This is a genomic window from Pseudoalteromonas sp. OOF1S-7 (assembly GCF_022347765.1).
GTDB lineage: Bacteria > Pseudomonadota > Gammaproteobacteria > Enterobacterales > Alteromonadaceae > Pseudoalteromonas.
Map to the genome: position 1 here is coordinate 34,487 of NZ_JAKRFZ010000021.1, position 20,628 is coordinate 55,114.

A 20,628-nucleotide genomic window follows, 5' to 3' on the forward strand; every position below is an offset into this window, starting at 1 on the left:
TTGCGCTCAGACGGGCTTGCGCCATTCGAGTGTGAGAGAGACCGAATCGGCAAAACGCAGCGCATGCGGCTTATCAACTTTCACCTTTGCATAGCTGACGTCCGGGTGCTGATGGCACTCTGCCAGAATATCGGCGACCAGTTTTTCTAACAACAGGAAGTGGCCGTCTTCGACCTTGGCGATCACTGCTTTGGTGATGGTTTTGTAGTTCAGTGCATGGCCGACTTCATCGTGGAACAGGCACTCCGCATCAGCCGGGTAGTGGATCTCGATGTTGATCACTACGTCCTGTTTTTTCTCTCTCTCTTCCTGATTGAACCCGATGAAAGTACGTAACCTCAGGTTAGTAATATTGATGATCGCCGTGTGCATAAGCGGTCCTTAGCGTTTTAGTAGTTGTAAGAATTCATTACGTGTTTTGGCATCTTCACGGAAGTTACCTAGCATGACTGAAGTACGCATCTGTGAGTTTTGTTTCTCAACACCACGCATCATCATACACATGTGTTTCGCTTCAATGACTACACCCACACCGCGGGCGCCGGTCACATCTTCTACGGCCTGGGCTATCTGATGTGTCAGCTGCTCCTGGATCTGGAATCGGCGTGCGTACATATCGACAATACGTGCAAACTTAGATAAGCCTAACACCTTGCCATTGGGAATGTAAGCGATGTGCGCACGACCGACAAAGGGCAACAAATGGTGTTCGCACATAGAGTAAAGTTCAATGTCCTGGATCAGTACCATGTCATCGGCGTCAGAGCTAAATACGGCATTGTTAGTGACATCACTCAGTTCCTGACGATAACCCTGAGTCAGGTATTCCATGGCTTTGGCAGCACGTTTTGGGGTATCAAGCAGCCCTTCTCGGTCTTTGTCCTCGCCAACGGCGGTGATGATCTGTTGAAAACTGCTTTTTAATTCTTCATGCATAATAAAACTCACTGTAGTTGATTCGCTCTGGCCTGCTATTTCAGGTGGCGGCCTCCGTCGACGGCCAAAGTACGGCCGGTGATGTAATTACTTTTACGCAGCAACTCTATGGCGTCGATCACTTCGCGACAGCCAGGTTCAATACCCATAATGGATTTTTTCAATGTTTTCGCTTTATATTCATTACTGTCATCTTGATTAAAAATGATCAGGGACGGGGCAATTGAATTGACTTTGATATCGGGTGCATATTTGGCTGCAAAGGAGCGACTGAGGTTATCCAGCGCAGCTTTGCTTGCTGCATACGCAATATGCTTCGGGCTGCCTTTTTCGACCACATAATCTGTAATATGAATGATGTCGGCCGTGCCATCATAGTTTTGTAGCAAAGGTGCCAGGCCCATATTCAGCAGGTACGGCACTTTGGCATGAATGTGCATCATGGCATCGAATAATGCATTGTGATCCGGGTTACGCGCTTCACAATCCCAGCTGGATGCATTGTGAATCACGGCGCTTAGCGTGTCTGTGTGCTGCGTAGTGCGGGCTATCAAGGCGTCAATGGCTCCCGCTTGATTAAAGTCAGTCTGAATACACGTCACGCCTTGCTCAACCAGGGTCTCGATGACTGGATGTTTAGTACGGTAAGTCATGATCACCGGAATGTCTTCAGCAACAAAGTGCTGAACTATCGCCAGTCCAATACGCTGTGCGGCTCCGGTGATCAAAATGGGCGCTGTCATTGTCATGTATCCTTCTTGGCAGAGTTAATGGTGCGCTTTTGTGCGTCTGGCCTTGTACGTGGTACAGCACAGGCCAGATCACTGGTGATTATGTCCGGCTGTTAATCGTTATCGTAAATGGTGGGAATAGGCTGACGCTTATGCTGTGTCTTCTGATAAATCTCAATCAGCAGTTGCTCGGCATTTGGACTAAGTGGTTTGCCTTCCAGAAAGTCATCAATGTCATCATAGCTCAGGCCCAGTGCTTCTTCATCGGCAAGACCGGGGCGGTCACACTCTAAGTCTGCGGTTGGGGTTTTATGTACCAGTGACTGTGGTGCTCCCAGATAGTCGGCTAGTGCGCGCACCTGGCGTTTAGACAGGCCAAATAATGGCGCTAAATCACAGGCACCGTCACCAAACTTGGTGTAGAAACCAGTAATGTTTTCAGCACTATGGTCGGTGCCAACCACCAGACCTCGCGTCAGGCTTGCGATTTCATACTGCGCAACCATACGCTGCCTGGCTTTCACATTACCTTTAACAAAATCGACTAGAGTAGCTCCTGGTACAGGAGTGTCACTGATCTGCATCGCCTGAAGTGCCTGCTCATGCAGGGCATCGGCTGCCGCTTTGATATTGACGGTTAAGCGTTTGCTGGGTTGAATGAACTCCAGTGCCTGCTGCGCCTCATCTTCGTCAGCCTGGGTGCCGTATGGCAAGCGCATGGCAATAAACTGATAAGCCTGTTGACCTCGCTCGGCATTCAGTTCGTCAATAGCCAGCTGGCATAAGCGGCCACAAGTTGAAGAGTCAACACCGCCACTGATCCCCAGCACCAGGCTATAGCAATGGGCTGAGATCAGCGTTTGTTTAATAAACTGAACGCGTCGGGCAACTTCCGCCGCGACATCAATGGTTGGCTGAACTTTCATTTCAGCAATGATAGCTTCACGCATGGGGACTCCCTCTGACCACCCTTACTTGATCCGGCTGGTCCAATTATGACTAATTGCTCTAAGTTTACTTGAAATCACGACAGATTAGATCTGTTTCTTGTCGTGATCTGCTCTTCACAAGCCCAAGTGCCGCTTGATGGTTTGCAGCTCTTGCTTAAGCTGATCGATTTCCTGTAGAAGTTCATCCAGGTTTACCGCCGGTTCATCGGAGTGTGCACTGACTTGCTCGCTGACCTCAAAATCGCCGAACAGGTGCTGATAGCGTGCCTCGCGTTTGCCCGGCTCTCTGGGCAGGCGCATGGCAAGTTCTTGCTGAATTAGTTCACTGAGCGCAGTTTCCACGTCCCCAACTGTGGCAAAATCCGCCAGTCTACTGCTGCGGGTGCGCAGCTCGCCCGGTGTTTGTGGCCCGCGCAGCAGGAGCAGGCAGACAAGTGCACGTTGTTGCTCTGTGAGTTGCAGGCTGCCAAATTCACTGTTACAGAATCGATGTTGGTACTTACTTACACGTCCGGATAGGCCCTCTTCGCAGACCACAATACGCTTTTGCTCAAGTTGTGTCAGTACGTCCAGTACGTCCGATTCAGACAGTGCCATTACCGGATCCCGGTTAGATTTTTGATTGCAGGCATTGGTTAGCGCGTTGAGTGAGAGTGGATACTGATCAGGGGTCGTGGTTTGCTTTTCCAGCAGACAGCCAATGATCCGCTGTTCTATTTTGGATAAGTTCATATCTATTCCCTAAATGATGTGCTGTTGTACTTTGCAGCAGATCAAGTTGATTTTCATGACTTTACTCTATGCGATTTGCAAGACCTTGCATAGTGGCCTCAGGTGAATAGCAGACAATTTCAAATTGTGGTTTAGCAGGTTTTGGCTTCATCCACCCACCGCTGCAGCATTTTACTCAACGCTGCAAAGTTAATCGGTTTACTCAGATAGGCATCCATACCGGCAGCCAGGCACTTTTCTTCATCGCCTTCCATCGCATTGGCCGTCAGGGCAATGATAGGGGTTTGTTGATGTTGTTCGCCAGCTATACCGGCGCGGATTTCTCTTGTTGCTGTGTAGCCATCCATCTCGGGCATTTGACAATCCATCAGGATAATCGCATAGGGCTCGTCACGTACTTTGAGGTGCCCTATGGCGGCAAGGCCATTGTGCGCGCAGGTCACATGGGCACCCAACTTCTCAAGCAGGGTAGTGGCCACCGTTTGGTTTATCTTGTTGTCTTCGACCAGCAGGATATCCACATCCAGGCAGACCTCTTCGACAGTTTTGGCTGCCAGGGGCTCTTTGCGCTTAACCAATGACAACGCGTTGGCGGGTGTCAGAGGGGCGAGTAATACATTGTTGGAGGAAAACTGAGGCCAGGCTTGTGTTTGAGCCATGTTATGGCACAACAAAGCATAGCTGAGCTGCTTGGTTTTGATGTGTTTCAGCAAGCTGTTTATGTCAGATTCCGGGGTACTGGTGAGTACCTCTGTGGCAATGATTAAAGCGGGTCTTTGTAGTGTGTTGGCATCATACGCCTCAAGCATGTGTGCTACGCTTTCAAAATGCTCGGTAGGTATGTGCCAGGCATCCAGCATATGCCGTGCTGCCAGATCGGATGGAGAATGGGCATCGATCACGTACAGGCTGTCATTATTGGTATCGAGTGCCCGGATCGGTTGTGGGTCATTGAGTTCAATGTAAAAAGTAAAGGTACTGCCTAAACTGGGTTTGCTGTAAGCGTTGAGTGCGCCACCCATTAACTCGCACAGCTGTCGTGCAATCGTCAGGCCCAGCCCGGTACCACCAAATTTACGCGTGGTTGAAGGGTCGGCCTGAGTGAAGGAATCAAAGATTTTACTCAGCTGCTGCTTACTGATCCCGATCCCTGTGTCTTCAACACTACACCAAAGGCGTGATTGCTCGCTGGTGCGTTCTGTATAGCAGGTCAGAGTGACCTTCCCGTTTTCAGTGAACTTTACGGCATTGCTGATCAGGTTATTGAGAATTTGCTTGAGCCGGTGAGGGTCGGTTTTGGCATGCTGATACTGCATATTTCGACTATCAATAAACAACTCAGTTTGCTGATCGTTAGCGCGCGGGGCAAAGGCGGCAAAACAGTCGCTGATTATCTGGATAAGATCACACTCAATCTGTTCAATGTTGAGCTTACCCGCCTCAATTTTCGAGAAGTCCAATATGTCGTTAATAATTGTCAGCAGTGATTCCGCTGAGCTTTGTGCAAGCGCCAGGTTGCGCTGCTGAGTGTCTGTCAGCTGTGAATTGCCCAGGATCTCAAGCATGCCTATGATGCCATTCATCGGTGTGCGGATCTCATGGCTCATACTGGCCAGAAAATCAGCCTTGATCTTGGCTGACTGTTCTGCCAGCTCTTTCTCAATAATGGCTTTGCGCTTTGCCTGCTGTTGTTGCTGGCCGCTGAATAAACTCGCCAGCATGGCGGCAATGGCCTGAATAAAACGTCTGTCACTGTCGGTCCAGTCCGGGTATGGGTCGCCATATTCTGTGCAGAGGATACCGCACACGGCACCGCGATGAAGGATCGGCATAATCAGCATGGCTTCTACCTCGAAAGGGTCGAGATACTGATCGGCCAGTGGCCGGGTGATGGGATGCTTGGTGGCCATACTGGCCTCAATAACTTGTTTACTGAGAACCGCTGAGAACAGCCCAGGTAACGTGGCCTTACGCCAGGGAGGGAAGTGCTGCAGGCTATCTCGTCGGGTATTACTGAAACAAGTGGGGTAGAGCAGTGCATGATCTTCGCTGAGTAGCCAGATACTGGCACGAGATGCGCGTGCAGCCTGGCAAACCGCATCGGTACACAGCTCCTGAGCGCGTTCAGTGTGATTGTTAAGAATGGCTTCATGGGTACTCAACTGGGCCAGCAGTTCGTTATTTCTGGCCACCTTTTCGTGCTCAATGGCCATCAGTTTTCGATCGTTTATATTTTGCACTGAGCCAAACACTTGTAAGGTCCAGCCATTCTGCTGCTTTGCCTGGGCTTTGATGAGGACCCAGCATTCCTGACCTTTGTGCGGCAGTACGACGAACTCATCCTCAAAGGGCTTGCCGTATTTGATCGCCTGGTTCATATGATCCTGAAACTTTTTGCGATGCTGGCCTTCTTTGAAAAACTCAGTGCTGCTCATCCAGGTGGGTTGATAGTCGTGTGGCACCGCAAAAATCTGACGGGTGACCTCCGATAAAGTGATTTGGTGCGTAGCCAGGTCGACCGACCACGCACCGACTTTGGCCAGCGACCCCATATTGGTCAGCGCGCTGGTTTTGCTTTTAAGCTCAGAGAGCAGCCGGGTATAAAACGAGAACGCAAACAAAAAGAACAGTACTATGGTTAACAGTGCAAGCCGGAATGGCCACAATGCTGCGGAAGACGCTTTCCATCCGTAACGAGGGGCGGCATACATCACCCAGCTGCCCGATGGCACTTGAATGGTAAAAGCCAGCGGATTGTGCTCCTGTATGGTGGGTGAGCCATAGAAATACTCACCACTGTCACCCAAGCCATTTCTGCCCTGAATGGCAATCAGATAATCCCCTTCCAGCTTATTCAGTGACACTTGTTCGTACAATTTTGGCATATCAATGACAACCGATAACAGGCCCCAAAACCGGTCTTTATCGACATACACAGGGACACGTGCGATCAAAGCCACGCCGCCCTGAACTAGTTCCAGTGGGCCGGCCAGTATTATGGTACGGGAGTCTCTTGCCCTGATGGCATCTTTTTTTTGCTGCGGGTGAGTGAGGTAATTGAGCCCGATGGCTTTTTCATTGCCTTCGAGCGGGTAAACCATCTGCAGCACCATATCCGGCGCAGCACCGACATTGCGCAGCACCTGACTGGTCTCAAATAGCGGGGCGGCAAAGCGCTCAAACTGCGCTTGATTGAGATTTGGCTGTGGTGCCAACGCAATGGCCAGCCCGCGCACTAGCTGAATATTAGATGCCAGCGTGCCTTCAAGCTGAGTACGATAGACATTGAGCTCTTCAAACGTACGGTTTTTTTCAACCTCGATCAAGCGGCGCTCGTTAACATCGTCTATATACCAGCCTGCGACCAGGATCACCAATAACAGTGCGCCCACCATGAAGCGGGTTAAAAAGGCTTTCCTTGACGACAGCACGTGTATGGTCTGCATGTAAACATGAAAAAGTATCCTTGAATCATTTAACTATAGTTGTCTGTATGAAAACTCGCCAAGGCACAGATACATTTAAAGCGGAAAAATCCCGCCGTCATTAATGGCCGGTGTGTCGGTGCGTGCAGTTCGCCTCATAGTACTGGCCAGGTCACGCTTAGTTTATCCGTAAGACAGTGCTGTGGCCGATTTAGATTCACTGAGATGTAATGCAATACAGCGTAATAACCGCTAAGCTGGCAAAGGTCATTAATCAATCAAATGAGGGAAAAGTATGCTGACTTGGCTTAAACGTGGGGTGGCGGGGCTGGTGTTACTTGCACTGGCTGCCAGTGCGGCCGTGTATGGTATGTTATCACTGAGTTTGCCGGCACTCGACGGACAGGGGCAGTCGACGGGATTGAATGCACCAGTGTCGTTAGAGCGAGATGCGCTCGGGCAGGCTGTGATTACGGCTCAGAACCGTCATGATGCTGCTTACGCACTGGGCTTTGCGCACGGCCAGGATCGCTTCTTTCAGATGGATCTGCTGCGTCGTAATGCAGCTGGGGAGCTAAGCGAGTTATTTGGTAAAGCGGCCATTGGACTGGATAAACGCCTTAGGTTTCATCGTTTTCGGGCCCTGAGTCAGACCATTTTTCAGCAGCTGTCGGAATCTGAGCAAGTCTTGCTGGCGCGTTACACTCAGGGGGTGAATGAAGGGCAGGCGCAAAGCGGGGTGAAGAGTTTTGAATATCTCCTGCTTGGTGCAGAGGTTAGGCCCTGGCAACCAGAAGACAGCCTGTTAGTGATTTTCAGTATGTATCTGGATTTGCAAGAAAGCACGATAAAAAGGGATGAGTCACTGATTTTGGTTGAATCGCTACTTGGAAAGGAAGTTGTAGATTTTATCATGCAGCCTAGCAACTATCAGGCGTCACTTGATAATTCTGAAGTCGTCAAAAAAACAGTTAAAATACCAAATTTAGGTGACATTGCGCATATTGAAGATGTTTTTCATATTAAAGAGCTTTCACTATATGGTAGTAATAACTGGGCAGTAACCGGACAGCATACCAAAACTGGTTCAGCTATGCTTTCAGACGATATGCATCTCGGGTTAAATGCACCGGCTATCTGGTATCGTGCGCAACTAAACTATGACACTGATACGGGCACGTCCGTTCAGGTGACGGGCGTTACTTTACCGGGAGCACCGGCTGTGGTGGTGGGCAGTAACAATCATATTGCCTGGGGCTTCACTAATGGTTATCTGGATACTGCGGACTGGATCAAGCTTGACCCGCAGAACGACAATACCTGGCAGGTGACTGAGCAGCTGATGTTGCCGGATGGTAATAGTGAAGCGTTTACGCTGACAATGAGTGACTATGGACCTGTTAAACAGATCCAGGGTCAGTCCTATGCGCTGAGCTGGGTGGCGCATCAGGGCTATGCTGTCAATCTGGGGTTACTGGCTCTGGAGCAGGCTGACTCTGTCGATAGTGCACTGGAGCGGGCTGCACTGATTGCGATCCCGGTACAAAACATGGTGGTGGTGGATGCCAGGGGTAACGCCGCATGGCGCCCAACGGGCGCTGTGCCGGGCCGCTCGGTGCCGAGTGATCTGGCGGCCGGCAGTCAGAGTTACAGTGCTGACTGGCAGCATAATGAAACGCAGCGTCCGGTCGTTAAAAATCCTGCTCATGGCAGACTCTGGACTGCCAACTCCCGGGTGGTATCCGCACAGCAGCATCAGCGCTTCGGTGATGGCGGCTATGCGCTGGGTGCGCGTGCCGTACAGATCCGGGACCGTCTGATGGCGCAGAGCCAGTTCGATGAAGCAGACTTTATGCGTTTACAGCTCGATAATGAAGCACGTTTTATGATGCCCTGGCACCAGTTGCTCAGCGAGTTGCTGGCAAACAACGGCGACCGCTATGGGCGTGATCGACAATATCTGGCTGACTGGCAGGCGTGTGCCTGCCCGGGTTCGGTTGGCTATACGCTGGTCAGGCGTTTTCGTGATCATACCCTGGATCTGTTATTTGCACCGGTAGAAAAGACCCTGCAGCAAGCAGAGGGTAGCTTGTCACCGTTAAAACGCTATCTTGAGCCAGCTGCGTGGCAACTGTTGCGTGAGCAACCTGCGCACTGGCAACAGCATTATCCTGATTGGGATGCCCTGTTACTGGCGGCCTATGAAGCCGCGAAGGTGCAACTAAGTGAGACTCAGGGTCGGGATATGGCGGCGTGGCAATGGGGGCGGGTTAACCAGCTTGAGGTGAAGCATCCGTTTAGCCGGCAGATGCCGCTGCTCAGTGGCTTGCTCGACATGCCGGTGGTTGCGGGATTTGGTGACAGTTATATGCCCGCAGTACAAAAGCCGGCATTTGGCGCATCTCAGCGTTTTATTGCTCAGCCAGGGCACCTGGATAACGCCATTATGAGTATTGCGGGTGGACAAAGCGGTCATCCACTGTCGCCATTTTACCGGGCTGGTTTCAGTGGCTACGCGCAAGGCAAGGCAGTGCCTTTGTTACCGGGTCAAATTAGTCATCGCATTACTTTTACACCCATGAACTAACCAGACTGGGCCGCTGTGATACGGTTGCGGCCCTGCGCTTTACTGCTATAGAGCGCATCATCGGCCAGTTGCAAGGCGACTGAAAAGGGTAGCGCAGTGTGCCATAAGGCCACACCAAAACTCATGGTTGCAGTCAGTTCATTGCCATTATAACGCTGCTTTTCCAGGGTTTGTCTCAGTGTTTCAAGGCGCAAAACCGCTTCTTCTAATGAACAGTCAACCAGCACCAGCAAAAACTCTTCTCCACCCCAGCGCACGGCAATATCCTGATCAGTGACATGCTCACGTAAGATATCAGACACGGTTTGCAGCACCTCGTCTCCCATATCATGACCCAGCTGATCATTGATGTGTTTGAAATGGTCCAGATCGGCCATGGCCACGCACAGGTTCTGACCATTGTGCGCGCAACTGCTGTGTGCCCTGAGGATCAGCTCCTTGGCGTAGCGGCGATTAAACAAATTAGTGAGCGGATCCCTGGCAGCCAGCGTCGCCAGCTGATGACGCTGAATGAAGGTACTTTCACGCACGTGGCCAATGACGTAAATCATCGGCAGGCCACAGATAAACACATTGATAAAATGAATAGGCCGGGCGTAATCATGAAACACAAATGCGGTATGTACGTCGCTAAACAGCTCAAACAGGGCGGCAAATAACACGATCAGGCTCAACGACATGGCTATCGCCAGTCGTAACTTTAGTTTCATATCCAGCAGTAGCAAGCAGGCTATGGTCCAGAGGTAATACTGGAAGCCGTAGTCCATGCCAAGGGTGGCGCACACTAGTACCGAGTGGGCGGTTACTTCGACACAAAAGACCCTGAGTGCCAAATGGCTGTGGCCCAGGTTCAGCAAATAAATCCCCATTGCCCAGGCTGTAACGCTGGCGATATTGGCAATGGACAGGATATAAACCTGGCTGTACCAGAAGGCAAAAATAAACAGTAAGTGTAAGCACAGGCAATAGTAAGCGACTTGCTTAAACAGTTTTACTTTGACCAGTTCAACTTCATCCGGCTGACTATAAATGTGTTGCGCAATCGGCACGTAAGGCACTCAGTTATCATTGTTGCGATATCTTCAGTATAGAAAGCGTCGGTATTTTTTCCCTGAAAATTTACGACTGGCCAGTCACCTAGCCCGTCATGACCAGTATTGCGGCCACTGCTATCAGTCCCAGCCCCAGCGTATCACGCCGGGCAACGGGGGTTTTCAGCCACCACAATGAGATGGCCAGTGTAAAAAAGACTTCAATCTGACCCAGGGTCTTAACATAGGCAACGTGTTGCAAACTCATGGCACTAAACCAGCCAATCGACCCAATGCAGCTGGTGGTACTGATGGCTGAGGTGAGTCCGCGATGTTGCCACAGCTGACGCCAGGAATCGGTCTCGGCATAGCTCAGGTAACCGGCCAGCAGCACAGTTTGACAGGACAACACCAATAGCAACACCCAAGCTGCACTATGTGGGAAAGGCAATTGAGTGGCAATGCTGGCTTCTCTTACCCACAATGAGGTGAGTGCGAAAGCCCCACCACAGGCCAACCCGAGCAGGGCGGTCGATAATTGAAAGTGACGCAGGGTCACGCCGCTGAGCAGCAGTACGGCAACCCCACCCAGCAGGACGCCCAGCCAGCCCAGCGCGCTCAGGTGAGAGCCAAAAAACAGCATGCCCAGAATAGCCGCCAATAAGGCTTCACTTTTTGCCAGGCCCACGCCTACAGCATAATTGTTGCGTTTAAACAGGACCACCATTAATCCGGTGGCGATGATTTGCATTACGCTCGCGCCGCCAATATAAGCCAATAAAGTCAGATTAAGGGTCAGTGTGGGGGCTGTTTGCCAGTGATACAGACCCAGCAGATACAGGGCGGCCAGGGGCGTCGCCAACAAAAAACGGGCCAGCGTGACGCTGGCCACACTGGCATGCTGACTCAAACGACTTTGCAGGGCGTTACGCCAGGCCTGGCTAAATGCGGCCAGACAGGTGAAAGCAATCCATTCCATGCGCGATGACTTTTAGTAATTTCGGAACACTGAAACTACCCGCGCTGACAATGAATTACCAGTGCCTTGAAAAATATTCAGTATCATAATGGAAAATGGTGGTGCGACAATTTGCCGCAGTGTATCGCTACTCGCTGCGCGTTATACTGCTTTGTGATGCTACTTCTTACCGCCCAGACAATCGGTCGGGCGGTATTATTTTTCCTTATCCAGCAGCGCAAGCTGCGTCAATGCAATGGCTTGATAGTGCCCGGGTGGCAGTAGCTGTGGGTCGAGGTACAGATTGGCTATTCGCACCCGATATAAATCTACCACCCGATAACCACAATAACGCGCCATTTTACGGATCTGCCGATTCAGCCCCTGTTTGAGGATGATAGTAAAGGTGTCTGCTGCAACAGGCTCGACCCGGCAGGGTTGGGTTGTGACGCCATCTACAGGTATCCCGGAACGCATTTGGGCACAAAATTGCGCATCAAACGGGCGGTCTAGGATAACCCGGTACTCTTTTTCCTGATGATGGTCAGGGTGGATAAGCCGGTTGCAGAGTTCTCCGTCGTTGGTGAGTAGCAACAACCCGCGACTGTCTTTATCCAGGCGGCCAATGGGATAAACACGCTCTCCTGGGGGGAGATAATGGATCAGGCTGTCTGCGTCGTTCAGGCGCAATTTACAGTCTATCCCGACCGGTTTATGGTACGCATAGAGTTTTTTTGGGGCCAGGCCAGATACCGGCCTTCCACTGACAACAATGTCATCGGTGTCGGTGACATGATCAATGTGGTTAGCCGGGTGACCATTCACAGTCACCTCTGCGGCTTCGATCAGCCGTGAGGCCTGACGGCGGGAACAGACACCACAGTGACTCAGGTATTTGGCTAGGCGCATTGGTTGCATAAAAGAGATAACCCGGGAGCAAAAGCTCAGTATATCAATTGTGGCTGCGCGGACGCAAAATCAGTACTGCATTTTGCTGGTCAATATCAAAGTCAAAATGGCGCAAGAAGTTCATGCCCAGCAGTCCGGGGCCTGCCCGCATCTCATTCATCACCGCAAATTGCATCGGGCCGCGCACCTGATCGCCAATTTGCATCTGCGCACTTTGATAGAATTCGACGCTTGCCAGACCATTGGCCGTAGACACCGTGCGGGTATCCAGATAGTCAACAGCTTGCTCTAATGCAGCGAATTGCTGCTGGGTCAGTGACGTCACGCTGGCTCCGGTGTCGATCATCAATTCAATGGTGGTGCCCGCGAGTCGGGCTTCGAGGACAAAATGGCTACCCAGGCGGCGCAGCGGGACATGTGTTACGCCTTGTTGCAGCGCTTTCGCCCGCTGGTAAAGTGCTTCGGTTTCTAGGTGGTGACGCAGGGTGTGAGCCGCCTGGGCAATTAAAAACAAGGCTTCGGCAGGTTGCAATAATGCCAGATGTGCCTCGACCTGGTGCGTCAGTAAGGGCAGCATTTGTGGCTTTTCATCGTACCAGGGGGCAGCAAGTGTCAGTAGCTCATGCCACTGTTGCTGCTGGCTCAGCTCGTCCAGGCGCGGCACCAGCAGGGTATCAACCAGCGTTTGCCACTGAGCATAATGTGGGTTGTGCCGATATGCGATAAGGAGCCGGGTAAGTGCTTCGTCTGGTTGATCAAGAGATTGATATATAAGGATTTCTATCCGTTGCGCTGTCACTGCCTGGGGTTCGGCTCTGAGGTAGCCCTGCACCAGAGCCAGCTGGGCGAATAACTGAGCTTGGCTTGCCTGCATGAGTTGGGTGTCTATCCATTGCCACCATTGCTGCGCATAGCGCTTTGTGATGTCCGGATGGGTTTGTCGCGCTTGCAGCAAACTGGCCAGGGCCTGTTCATAATGGGCCTGCTCAAATGCCTGCTGCGCCCGGGTAACCGAGGCTGGCGTACTGCTCTTTTTAAACTGTGCAGCACTGGCCTGCGGTGCGGCAGGAACCGATTGTGGACCGTCGGGAAGTGATGCAGATGACAGATGATACAACTGCCAGCCCAGCCAGGCGTTGCACACCAAAGAGAGTCCTAAAAGTATCGATTTCATCTGCATAGCCGGTTGCTCCTACAGGTGCCGGCTCAATACGGCCGCTATCGCGGAGGCAAAATCCCGATGGTGGGCGATACCCAGTGCGTGCAGGCGGGTGTCCTGAAGTGCGCAGTTGTATGGCCGTGCCGCACTTTGCGTCGGCTCAGGCACCGCAATAAGCTGCTCTGCATCGATACCCAGTAGGGGGGCCATAGTGCGTGCCATCTGATATTTGGTCATCGCCTGAGTATCCGATACGTGATAAATGCCACGCAACTCTTTTGCCGGGAGTGCCACTAAGTCTGCCAGTGTGAGTGCGATGTCTTCAACATGGGTGGGGTAACGCACTGCCCAGTCATCGTGGCTACCCGAAACAGATGCTTTTAGCTGCTCGGCGATCACCGTTACAGCAGACTCGGCCAGATATTCGACTTCACCGTACAACACGGGTACGCGGATCACGCAATGGGCCGGGTCGATAGACAGTACTGCCTGCTCAGCCCGTTGTTTACTCTGACCGTAAAAATTGAGTGGGTTGGTCTTAGCCTGCTCTCGATACGGTGGCTCAGTGCCGTCAAAGACGTAGTCGGTGCTGATAAAAAACAACCGGATCCCACGTTGACGACATTGTGTGGCCAGGTGCTCACTGGCTGCGACATTGAGCGCCAGTGTCTGAGCATGGTCCGTTTCACAGACATCTGGTTTTCGCTCTGCGGCTGCGTGGATCAGCACATCTGGTGCATATTCATCGAGGAAGGTATGCACGGCACGCTGATCTGATAAATCGAGGGAAACCAGCGGAGGGGTGGCGCGACGAAATCCAGTGCCAATAATGTTGTACCGGGTCTCAAGTATTTTAACAAGCGCGCGGCCCAGTAATCCGGTGGCGCCGGTAATGGCGATGGTTTGCATAGCAACTCCATTGATTGTCTGAACAAATTATGCTCTATTTGAATTTGGAACTATTATAACAACGTAGAAGGAAGTACTATGAAGTTACACAAGTTTTTCGTACCAGTCATGTTTCTCTTTCCTGCAGGTGCAATCTCAGCTCAGACTATCTACTCCATAGGGAGCGATTGTACATTGGATGACACAGAGCAACCGGTTACCTTTCGTGCTGAGTATACCCAACGTTATACCCAGGAAGACAATGAAGTCACGCAAATAGTTAAGGAAATGCTGTATGAGCAGCTACTGAGTCAGCCTGGTAAGTTTCCTAACGGGGTTCAGGTTGACTCGTTGTATTTTACGAGCCATCCAGTGGCGGCATCTCGTATGAATAAAGCTGTTATTCAGGGAGCGTTGACAGTTGAGCCGGTGGTTGAGTGCCGCAGTCATCACTTAATTTCGTCAGCGAGCACATTAAATGACCGATTCTTAGCTCAGAAGTCTGACGGTATAGATTACCAAATGTCATTGCAAGTGTTGAACGCTCCAAAGACAGTCACGGTGCCTGAAACGCATATTTCAGTTAATCGTGTGTTTGGTTTTGATTTGGGTACTAGCTATACGGAAGTCGAGCAACGAGTAGGGCGTTTTAGTCTGACCTGGCAGCTTGCAGCAGATCTGCGTATGGCTGCAATTGGTCGTAATCATGTACTTTTCTTCGAACAGGATAAGTTGATTGGTTATCAATATGCGAAATTTCTGTTTCCTACCGCTGTACACAACCTCATAGAAATGCACCCTCTGGATTTCGCAATTGACGTGTCAGGGGGGACTGTCCAATCACCTCACAAAGCGTTCCTGAACGAACATCAATTGGCGCAGCTTGAAGAGAGCTTCCCATTGGTCACGACTTCTCGCGTCAAACTATCTGATGACGAAATGGGCATTCGGCTTGAAGCATTGCAAGTTGGCCGGTTACCAGCACTACCTCTTGAATGGTCCAACACACACTGTTATGAAAATGGTTCCGTAGAGCAGTATATACAGAGGCATCAAGCTGAGCTGGTCAATATTGTTTCACAGCAAGGCTTTCGCATCTATATGACGGGTTGCAGTCAAATCATGACGATGAACTATTTTGGGCAGATCAAACAGCTAGAGCTGCTGGAACCCATCAATGTTCGAACTGCACGGGTTTGGCAGGCCAAGACCTTATTTGGTTTAAGCCCCTGGTCATTGGGAAAATTGCGCTATAACGCGCACGCAGCAAGTTTGGGGGAGGCGCTGGAGACGCTTGAAGAGGGTGTTGTTACAGTCAAGAATGATGCCTGGTTTGGACATTTTTTTGTGGAACACGATAAGGTTGTTGCTGGAAGCGTCATGTATAAACGTTAAACGTTAGGAGGGGACCGGTTTGCACCGGCCCTTATATACTACACCTACTACACCTACTACACCTACTACACCGCTTGTTGCTGACTCTGACCTTCCCAGACTTTGGCACGTAAACCAAACAGGCCAACCAGGATCCCCACGCCAATACAGAACAGGCTGATTTGAAGATACAGGTTAGGCATCTGTTCCACGTTGTTGGGGTCAAAGTTACCAGCCAGCAGGCCCGAGATAATGTTCCCGATTGAGTAAGTTAATACAAAGACGCCCATCATCTGCCCGGCAAAGCGTTTTGGCGACAGTTTGCTGACAGCACTCAGTGCCACCGGACTCAGGCACAATTCACCAACCGTATGCAGGAAGTAAGTGGTTACCAGCCACATGGGCGCAACCTTTAGACCTTGTGCAGCATATTGCGCGGCAAAGAACATGACAATAAAGCCGCTGGCCATGATCACCAGGCCAATGGCACATTTCACCGTGTATGATGGGGAGATCATGCGCTTTGCCAGGTTGATCCAAAGGGCAGCGAAGAAGGGCGACAGTATGATGATGAAAAAGGAATTAGTAGACTGAAACCAGGCGGTGGGAATACTAAAGTCGCCAATCAGCCGGTCGGTATAATCGCGGGCAAACAGGTTCAGTGACGATCCGGCCTGCTCAAACCCGGACCAGAAACAGGCTGAGGCCACACAGACCAAAAAGAGTGCCCACATCTTGCGTTTCTCATCATGCTCCAGCTCGCCGGCAAAGTAAATGAACCCGTAATAGGCAAAGAAGATAAGCGTAAATGCCACTGCCACATATTGAGCCACGACAACCGGGTTAATGATGATCAGGCCACTGTAGGTCAGTGCAACGACGCCAGCGACGATGGCAACCACCGTACTGATGACCGACCAGGCCTTGCGCGCCTTTTCAGCGCAAAGCGGGTTGCTGGGCTGGTCACCGACATGGGCAATATTTCCCAGGGTTTTGCGATACTGGATCAGGCCAACGCCCATGCCCACGGCGGCAGCACCAAACGCCCAGTGCCAGCCCAGGTTTTCCATAAAGTAGCCACAAATGGTGTAGCCGAGCACTGACCCCAGATTGATCCCCATGTAGTAAAGGGCATAACCGCCATCGCGCCGTTCGTCTTCATCACGATAAAGCTGGCCCACCATGGCACTGATATTGGGTTTCAGCAGGCCGGTGCCCGCAGCCACCAGGATCAGGCCAATAAAAAAGGTTTCATGGGCAGGGATGGCCAACACGATATGGCCACACATGATAATGATCCCGCCGTACCAGACGGTACGCTGACCACCGAGCAGGCGATCGGCTATCCAGCCACCGGGCAAACCCAGAAAGTACACTGCGCCTGTGTATAAGCCATAGATGGCCGCCGCCGCCGCAACGGTGAACTCCAGACCTTCTTCTTGCAATGAGGCGGTCATAAAAAGCACCAGCAGAGCGCGCATACCGTAGTAGCTCATACGCTCCCACATTTCGGTGAAAAAGAGCGTCGACAGACCTCGGGGGTGGCCAAAAAACCCTGTATCAAGATGAGTGTCCTGAGATGACATAATAGACTTCCGATTGTTGTTTTATTATACGAAAGTCTTATTAGTACGTGATTTGTTAAAAGTTTGCAACCGAAGTGAGTTGGCCTTCGGCTGAGGGGAGTGCGCCTGTATTGCGGCTATGTGGTCAATGCCGACAGGGCTTGAATATCATCAATTTCAATGTCGGCGAGGCCCTGATAACGGTAGGCAGCGTCTTGATTGTTAAGCCACACACTACGACATCCTGCCAGATTGGCGCCCTGCACATCCGTATCCAGGCTGTCACCTATGTGCAGCAACTGGTGCGGCGCCACAGCGCAGTAGTGACAGGCGGCTTCAAACAGATCGGCATGGGGTTTGGCACGGCCATCCCGGCCTGCCATAAACACCTGTTCGAACTGACCGGCCAGATTAAAGCGCTCTACTTCAACGTTGCCATTGGTAATTGCAATCAGCCGGAAACGTTTGCTCAGACGCGCCAGCAGATCCAATACCGACGCGCTGACCTCAATTTGACTGCGCGCGGTTGCGAACGCCTGATAGGCAGCATCGGCGTGGTGTTCAACGTCTGCATCACTAAACCCGGCTTGCTTTAAGCCATAGCGCAGTGCCGCCTGACGCCAGCGGGTAACGTCATTGCTGAGTGCTGGCTGCCCGGTGGCGACGTGCTGGCGGCATTCGAGCCAAAATTGTGGACCCTGCGCACGCCAGGGCGCTAGTGCATTGACATAGTCGTTCATTGCCTGCACAGCAGCGGCGATCACGGGGTGGTTGTTATACAAAGTATCGTCCAGGTCGAAGCTCAGTACCTGGATCTCATCAATAGCACGGTTAAATCGCATAACACCTCTCAGTTGTTTAAGTCTGCCAGAGTGTACCTAAAGAAACGCTTCAGGCCTACTTAGCCTTTACGTTGTTTGCGGGCTCTGGGATGGGCGTTGTCATACACCTTGGCAAGATGACCAAAGTCGACATGTGTATAGACCTGAGTTGCCGACAGGCTGGTGTGGCCCAGCATTTCCTGTATTGCCCGCAGATCGCCACTGGATTCGAGTAAGTGGGTGGCAAAGGAGTGACGCAGCTTGTGGGGGTGAATGGTACCGGTAATGCCCTGACGGATCCCCCACTCCTGCATTCTGGCACGCACGTGGCGCGCCGAAATACGGGTTTGGCGTTTGCTGACAAACAGTGCCGGCTCATCAGCAGGGGCAAATACAGGGCGATACTTGAGCCACTGTGCAATGGCCTCCAGGGCCTTGCCGCCCACAGGCACAACCCGCTCTTTGTTGCCCTTACCCAGCACCCGTATTTCACCATCGCGGATATCGTGCAGGTTGGCATTGACCAGCTCACTGATCCGCAGTCCGCTGGAATACATCAGCTCCATCATGGCCTTGTCGCGCACTGCGAGCGCATCGTCATCTGCAATGTCCAGCAGTTGCGCCATCTGGTCCACATCCAGGCTTTTTGGCAGTGGCTTTTGAAATTTTGGTCCGCGCAGCCCCTGGGCCGGGTTGTAGGCGTCTTGATCTGTGGCGTGTTTGTGTTGCAAAAACTTGTATAAGCTGCGCACACAGCTGAGTTTTAGATTGATACTGCGCGGGTTGTATTGGCGGGTGCGCAGCTGCATTGAGTAGCGTCTGACCAGCTCACTGCTGACTGCCAGCCAGTGCTCACAGTGGGGGGCAAAAAAAGCCGCAGCTTGCAATAACTGGCGCTGGTATTGTCCCAGGGTATGGGCTGAGTACTGACGTTCAAACTTCAGGTAATTGGCAAAGTCGGCAATCGGCTCCAGCCAGCCCGAACCGAGTTCGTTTGGATTAACATCCAGGTGCGGTTTACTCATGCCAGATGCTGCAATCTGAGTTGCAAAGAAGACACCAGCTCACTGACGAACAGAGAGCCGTTACCTGGGGCAAAATGATCGGCGCAATGACTGGCAAACAATAACACGGCTTGCGGGCTATCCTTGTCGCCCAGTGTGTATAATGCAAACGACTGACATTGTTCGTCTTCAACCAGGCCGGTGCGCTCTGCCTGATTCAGGCGGCCCTGATAACCATTGCTGTCTTTTAAGCGGCTGTGCCTGAGCGCATTCACTGCACGGGCTTGCTCACTGTCGTCACTGAGGTTAACCAGCTGGCAGTGATTGACGTTAGGCAGTTGGGTTAACTCCTGACTCAACAGCTCGGTCAGGGCTGACACATCCTGACATTGCCACAGGCGTCGCTGACACTCACTGAACAAACGATAAATCTGTTCATTTTCTTGTGCGTGCGCGACCATCTGCGCAATTTGCTTTTGCAGCTGCTGATTTTGTTCACGCAAAGTACGTTGCTGCAACAGTGCCAGGTTAGGCGCGCCCTGGGTATCGTTGTACAGGTTCAGCTCCAGCAACAGATACGGGTGCGCAAGCAGAAAGTCGGGATGCTGGTGCAGAAAGTCCTGCACCTGCTGGTGTGTCAGTGGGCCTTCTGAGTGGCTCATAATGCAATTTGTCCGTCAAAGACGTGCTCTGCAGGACCAGTCATCTTAACGCTCTGGCCAGGGCCATTCCAGCGCACCTGAATGCTGCCACCGGGCAGGTCAACACGCACTGTGCTGGCCAGTTTATCCTGCGCTATGCCGACGACTGCGGCAGCGCAAGCGCCACTGCCACATGCCAGGGTTTCTGCGGCGCCCCGCTCCCAGACACGCAGTTTGATATGTTCACGGTTAATGATCTGCATAAAGCCAATATTAGCACGTTTTGGAAAGCGCTCATGGGTTTCCAGCAGCGGTCCCAGCGTGTTCACATCTGCCTGCTCAATGTCTTCGACCTCAATCACGCAATGCGGATTCCCCATAGAGACCACACCACAAAACACCGTATGTTCTTCGGCACGCAGAATATAAGTTTGTTCCTGCTGTTTCGCCTTAAATGGCACCTGTGCGGGCGCAAATTCGGGTTTGCCCATATTCACGGTGACCTGGCCGTCTTTTTCGGTAAACAGCGTAATATTGCCGCCTTTCGTGGACACGCTCACTTTGTGTTTGTTGGTCAGGCCCTTCATGCGGACAAAGCGGGCGAAGCAGCGTGCGCCATTGCCACATTGTTCTACTTCGGTGCCGTCGGCATTGAATATACGATAATGAAAGTCCAGGTCGGGCGAATAGGGCGGTTCAACCAACAGTAGCTGGTCGAATCCGATGCCAAAATTGCGGTGTGCCAGTTTACGGATCTGGTCCCGCGACAAAAAGACATTCTGGGTCACGTTATCCACGACCACGAAGTCATTGCCCAAACCATGCATCTTTGAAAAATTTACAAACATAAAGCCTTTTCTATTTTGGTGTCGCGCTGTGTATGCCCGCACCTATTTTATGATTGTGATACCCTTACT

18 protein-coding genes are annotated in these 20,628 nt (G+C 51.7%); 2 read left to right on the forward strand and 16 right to left on the reverse strand.

The window, feature by feature from the left end:
* Window positions 1-6: 6 nt before the first annotated feature.
* The 6 genes from folX to MHN33_RS21180 form a co-directional block, all read right to left on the reverse strand.
* Window positions 7-372, reverse strand: coding sequence for a dihydroneopterin triphosphate 2'-epimerase (gene folX, locus MHN33_RS21155; RefSeq protein ID WP_239401123.1), 366 nt, complete (start codon window positions 370-372; stop codon window positions 7-9).
* A gap of 9 nt (window positions 373-381) precedes the next feature.
* On the reverse strand, window positions 382-936 hold the full coding sequence (gene folE, locus MHN33_RS21160) for a GTP cyclohydrolase I FolE (RefSeq protein ID WP_239401125.1): 555 nt from the start codon (window positions 934-936) through the stop codon (window positions 382-384).
* Between the two features lie 35 nt (window positions 937-971).
* Window positions 972-1,679 carry a dihydromonapterin reductase gene (folM, locus tag MHN33_RS21165; protein WP_239401127.1) on the reverse strand — a complete coding sequence of 236 codons (708 nt, stop codon included), beginning with the start codon at window positions 1,677-1,679 and terminating at the stop codon, window positions 972-974.
* Window positions 1,680-1,780: 101 nt separating this feature from the next.
* Window positions 1,781-2,617, reverse strand: a complete 837-nt coding sequence (gene nadE, locus MHN33_RS21170) for an ammonia-dependent NAD(+) synthetase (protein ID WP_239401129.1) — start codon at window positions 2,615-2,617, stop codon at window positions 1,781-1,783.
* 114 nt (window positions 2,618-2,731) lie between these two features.
* Window positions 2,732-3,349: a YceH family protein gene (locus MHN33_RS21175; protein ID WP_239401131.1), complete on the reverse strand. Its 618-nt coding sequence runs from the start codon at window positions 3,347-3,349 to the stop codon at window positions 2,732-2,734.
* A 131-nt stretch (window positions 3,350-3,480) separates the two neighbouring features.
* Window positions 3,481-6,795: an ATP-binding protein gene (locus MHN33_RS21180; RefSeq protein WP_239401133.1), complete on the reverse strand. Its 3,315-nt coding sequence runs from the start codon at window positions 6,793-6,795 to the stop codon at window positions 3,481-3,483.
* A gap of 274 nt (window positions 6,796-7,069) precedes the next feature.
* Here MHN33_RS21180 and MHN33_RS21185 point away from each other — a divergent pair, with 274 nt between their 5' ends.
* A complete protein-coding gene (locus MHN33_RS21185; RefSeq protein WP_239401135.1) occupies window positions 7,070-9,361 on the forward strand; it encodes a penicillin acylase family protein in 2,292 nt (763 codons plus the stop codon).
* On the opposite strand, the gene MHN33_RS21190 is transcribed toward MHN33_RS21185, so the two are convergent.
* The 5 genes from MHN33_RS21190 to MHN33_RS21210 form a co-directional block, all read right to left on the reverse strand.
* A complete protein-coding gene (locus MHN33_RS21190) occupies window positions 9,358-10,419 on the reverse strand; it encodes a GGDEF domain-containing protein (RefSeq protein WP_239401137.1) in 1,062 nt (353 codons plus the stop codon). The genes MHN33_RS21185 and MHN33_RS21190 overlap by 4 nt on opposite strands.
* Window positions 10,420-10,498: 79 nt before the next feature.
* Window positions 10,499-11,371: a multidrug transporter gene (locus MHN33_RS21195; protein WP_239401139.1), complete on the reverse strand. Its 873-nt coding sequence runs from the start codon at window positions 11,369-11,371 to the stop codon at window positions 10,499-10,501.
* Window positions 11,372-11,566: 195 nt separating this feature from the next.
* Window positions 11,567-12,259 carry a pseudouridine synthase gene (locus MHN33_RS21200; RefSeq protein WP_239401141.1) on the reverse strand — a complete coding sequence of 231 codons (693 nt, stop codon included), beginning with the start codon at window positions 12,257-12,259 and terminating at the stop codon, window positions 11,567-11,569.
* A gap of 43 nt (window positions 12,260-12,302) precedes the next feature.
* On the reverse strand, window positions 12,303-13,433 hold the full coding sequence (locus MHN33_RS21205; RefSeq protein ID WP_239401143.1) for a retropepsin-like aspartic protease: 1,131 nt from the start codon (window positions 13,431-13,433) through the stop codon (window positions 12,303-12,305).
* Window positions 13,434-13,451: 18 nt separating this feature from the next.
* On the reverse strand, window positions 13,452-14,327 hold the full coding sequence (locus MHN33_RS21210; protein ID WP_239401145.1) for an SDR family oxidoreductase: 876 nt from the start codon (window positions 14,325-14,327) through the stop codon (window positions 13,452-13,454).
* A 78-nt stretch (window positions 14,328-14,405) separates the two neighbouring features.
* Here MHN33_RS21210 and MHN33_RS21215 point away from each other — a divergent pair, with 78 nt between their 5' ends.
* Window positions 14,406-15,701 carry a hypothetical protein gene (locus MHN33_RS21215; protein ID WP_239401147.1) on the forward strand — a complete coding sequence of 432 codons (1,296 nt, stop codon included), beginning with the start codon at window positions 14,406-14,408 and terminating at the stop codon, window positions 15,699-15,701.
* A 65-nt stretch (window positions 15,702-15,766) separates the two neighbouring features.
* On the opposite strand, the gene MHN33_RS21220 is transcribed toward MHN33_RS21215, so the two are convergent.
* From MHN33_RS21220 to dapF, 5 genes are all read right to left on the reverse strand, one after another.
* Window positions 15,767-17,266 carry a peptide MFS transporter gene (locus MHN33_RS21220; RefSeq protein WP_239401149.1) on the reverse strand — a complete coding sequence of 500 codons (1,500 nt, stop codon included), beginning with the start codon at window positions 17,264-17,266 and terminating at the stop codon, window positions 15,767-15,769.
* Between the two features lie 116 nt (window positions 17,267-17,382).
* A complete protein-coding gene (locus tag MHN33_RS21225) occupies window positions 17,383-18,087 on the reverse strand; it encodes an HAD-IA family hydrolase (RefSeq protein WP_239401151.1) in 705 nt (234 codons plus the stop codon).
* 59 nt (window positions 18,088-18,146) lie between these two features.
* Window positions 18,147-19,091 carry a tyrosine recombinase XerC gene (xerC, locus tag MHN33_RS21230; protein WP_239401153.1) on the reverse strand — a complete coding sequence of 315 codons (945 nt, stop codon included), beginning with the start codon at window positions 19,089-19,091 and terminating at the stop codon, window positions 18,147-18,149.
* Window positions 19,088-19,732 carry a DUF484 family protein gene (locus MHN33_RS21235; protein ID WP_239401155.1) on the reverse strand — a complete coding sequence of 215 codons (645 nt, stop codon included), beginning with the start codon at window positions 19,730-19,732 and terminating at the stop codon, window positions 19,088-19,090. The genes xerC and MHN33_RS21235 overlap by 4 nt, the downstream gene beginning before the upstream one ends.
* The gene (gene dapF, locus MHN33_RS21240) at window positions 19,729-20,559 is read right to left on the reverse strand and encodes a diaminopimelate epimerase (protein ID WP_130244944.1); all 831 of its coding nucleotides are present in this window, start codon (window positions 20,557-20,559) and stop codon (window positions 19,729-19,731) included. Before dapF ends, MHN33_RS21235 begins: the two co-directional genes overlap by 4 nt.
* Window positions 20,560-20,628: the final 69 nt, after the last annotated feature.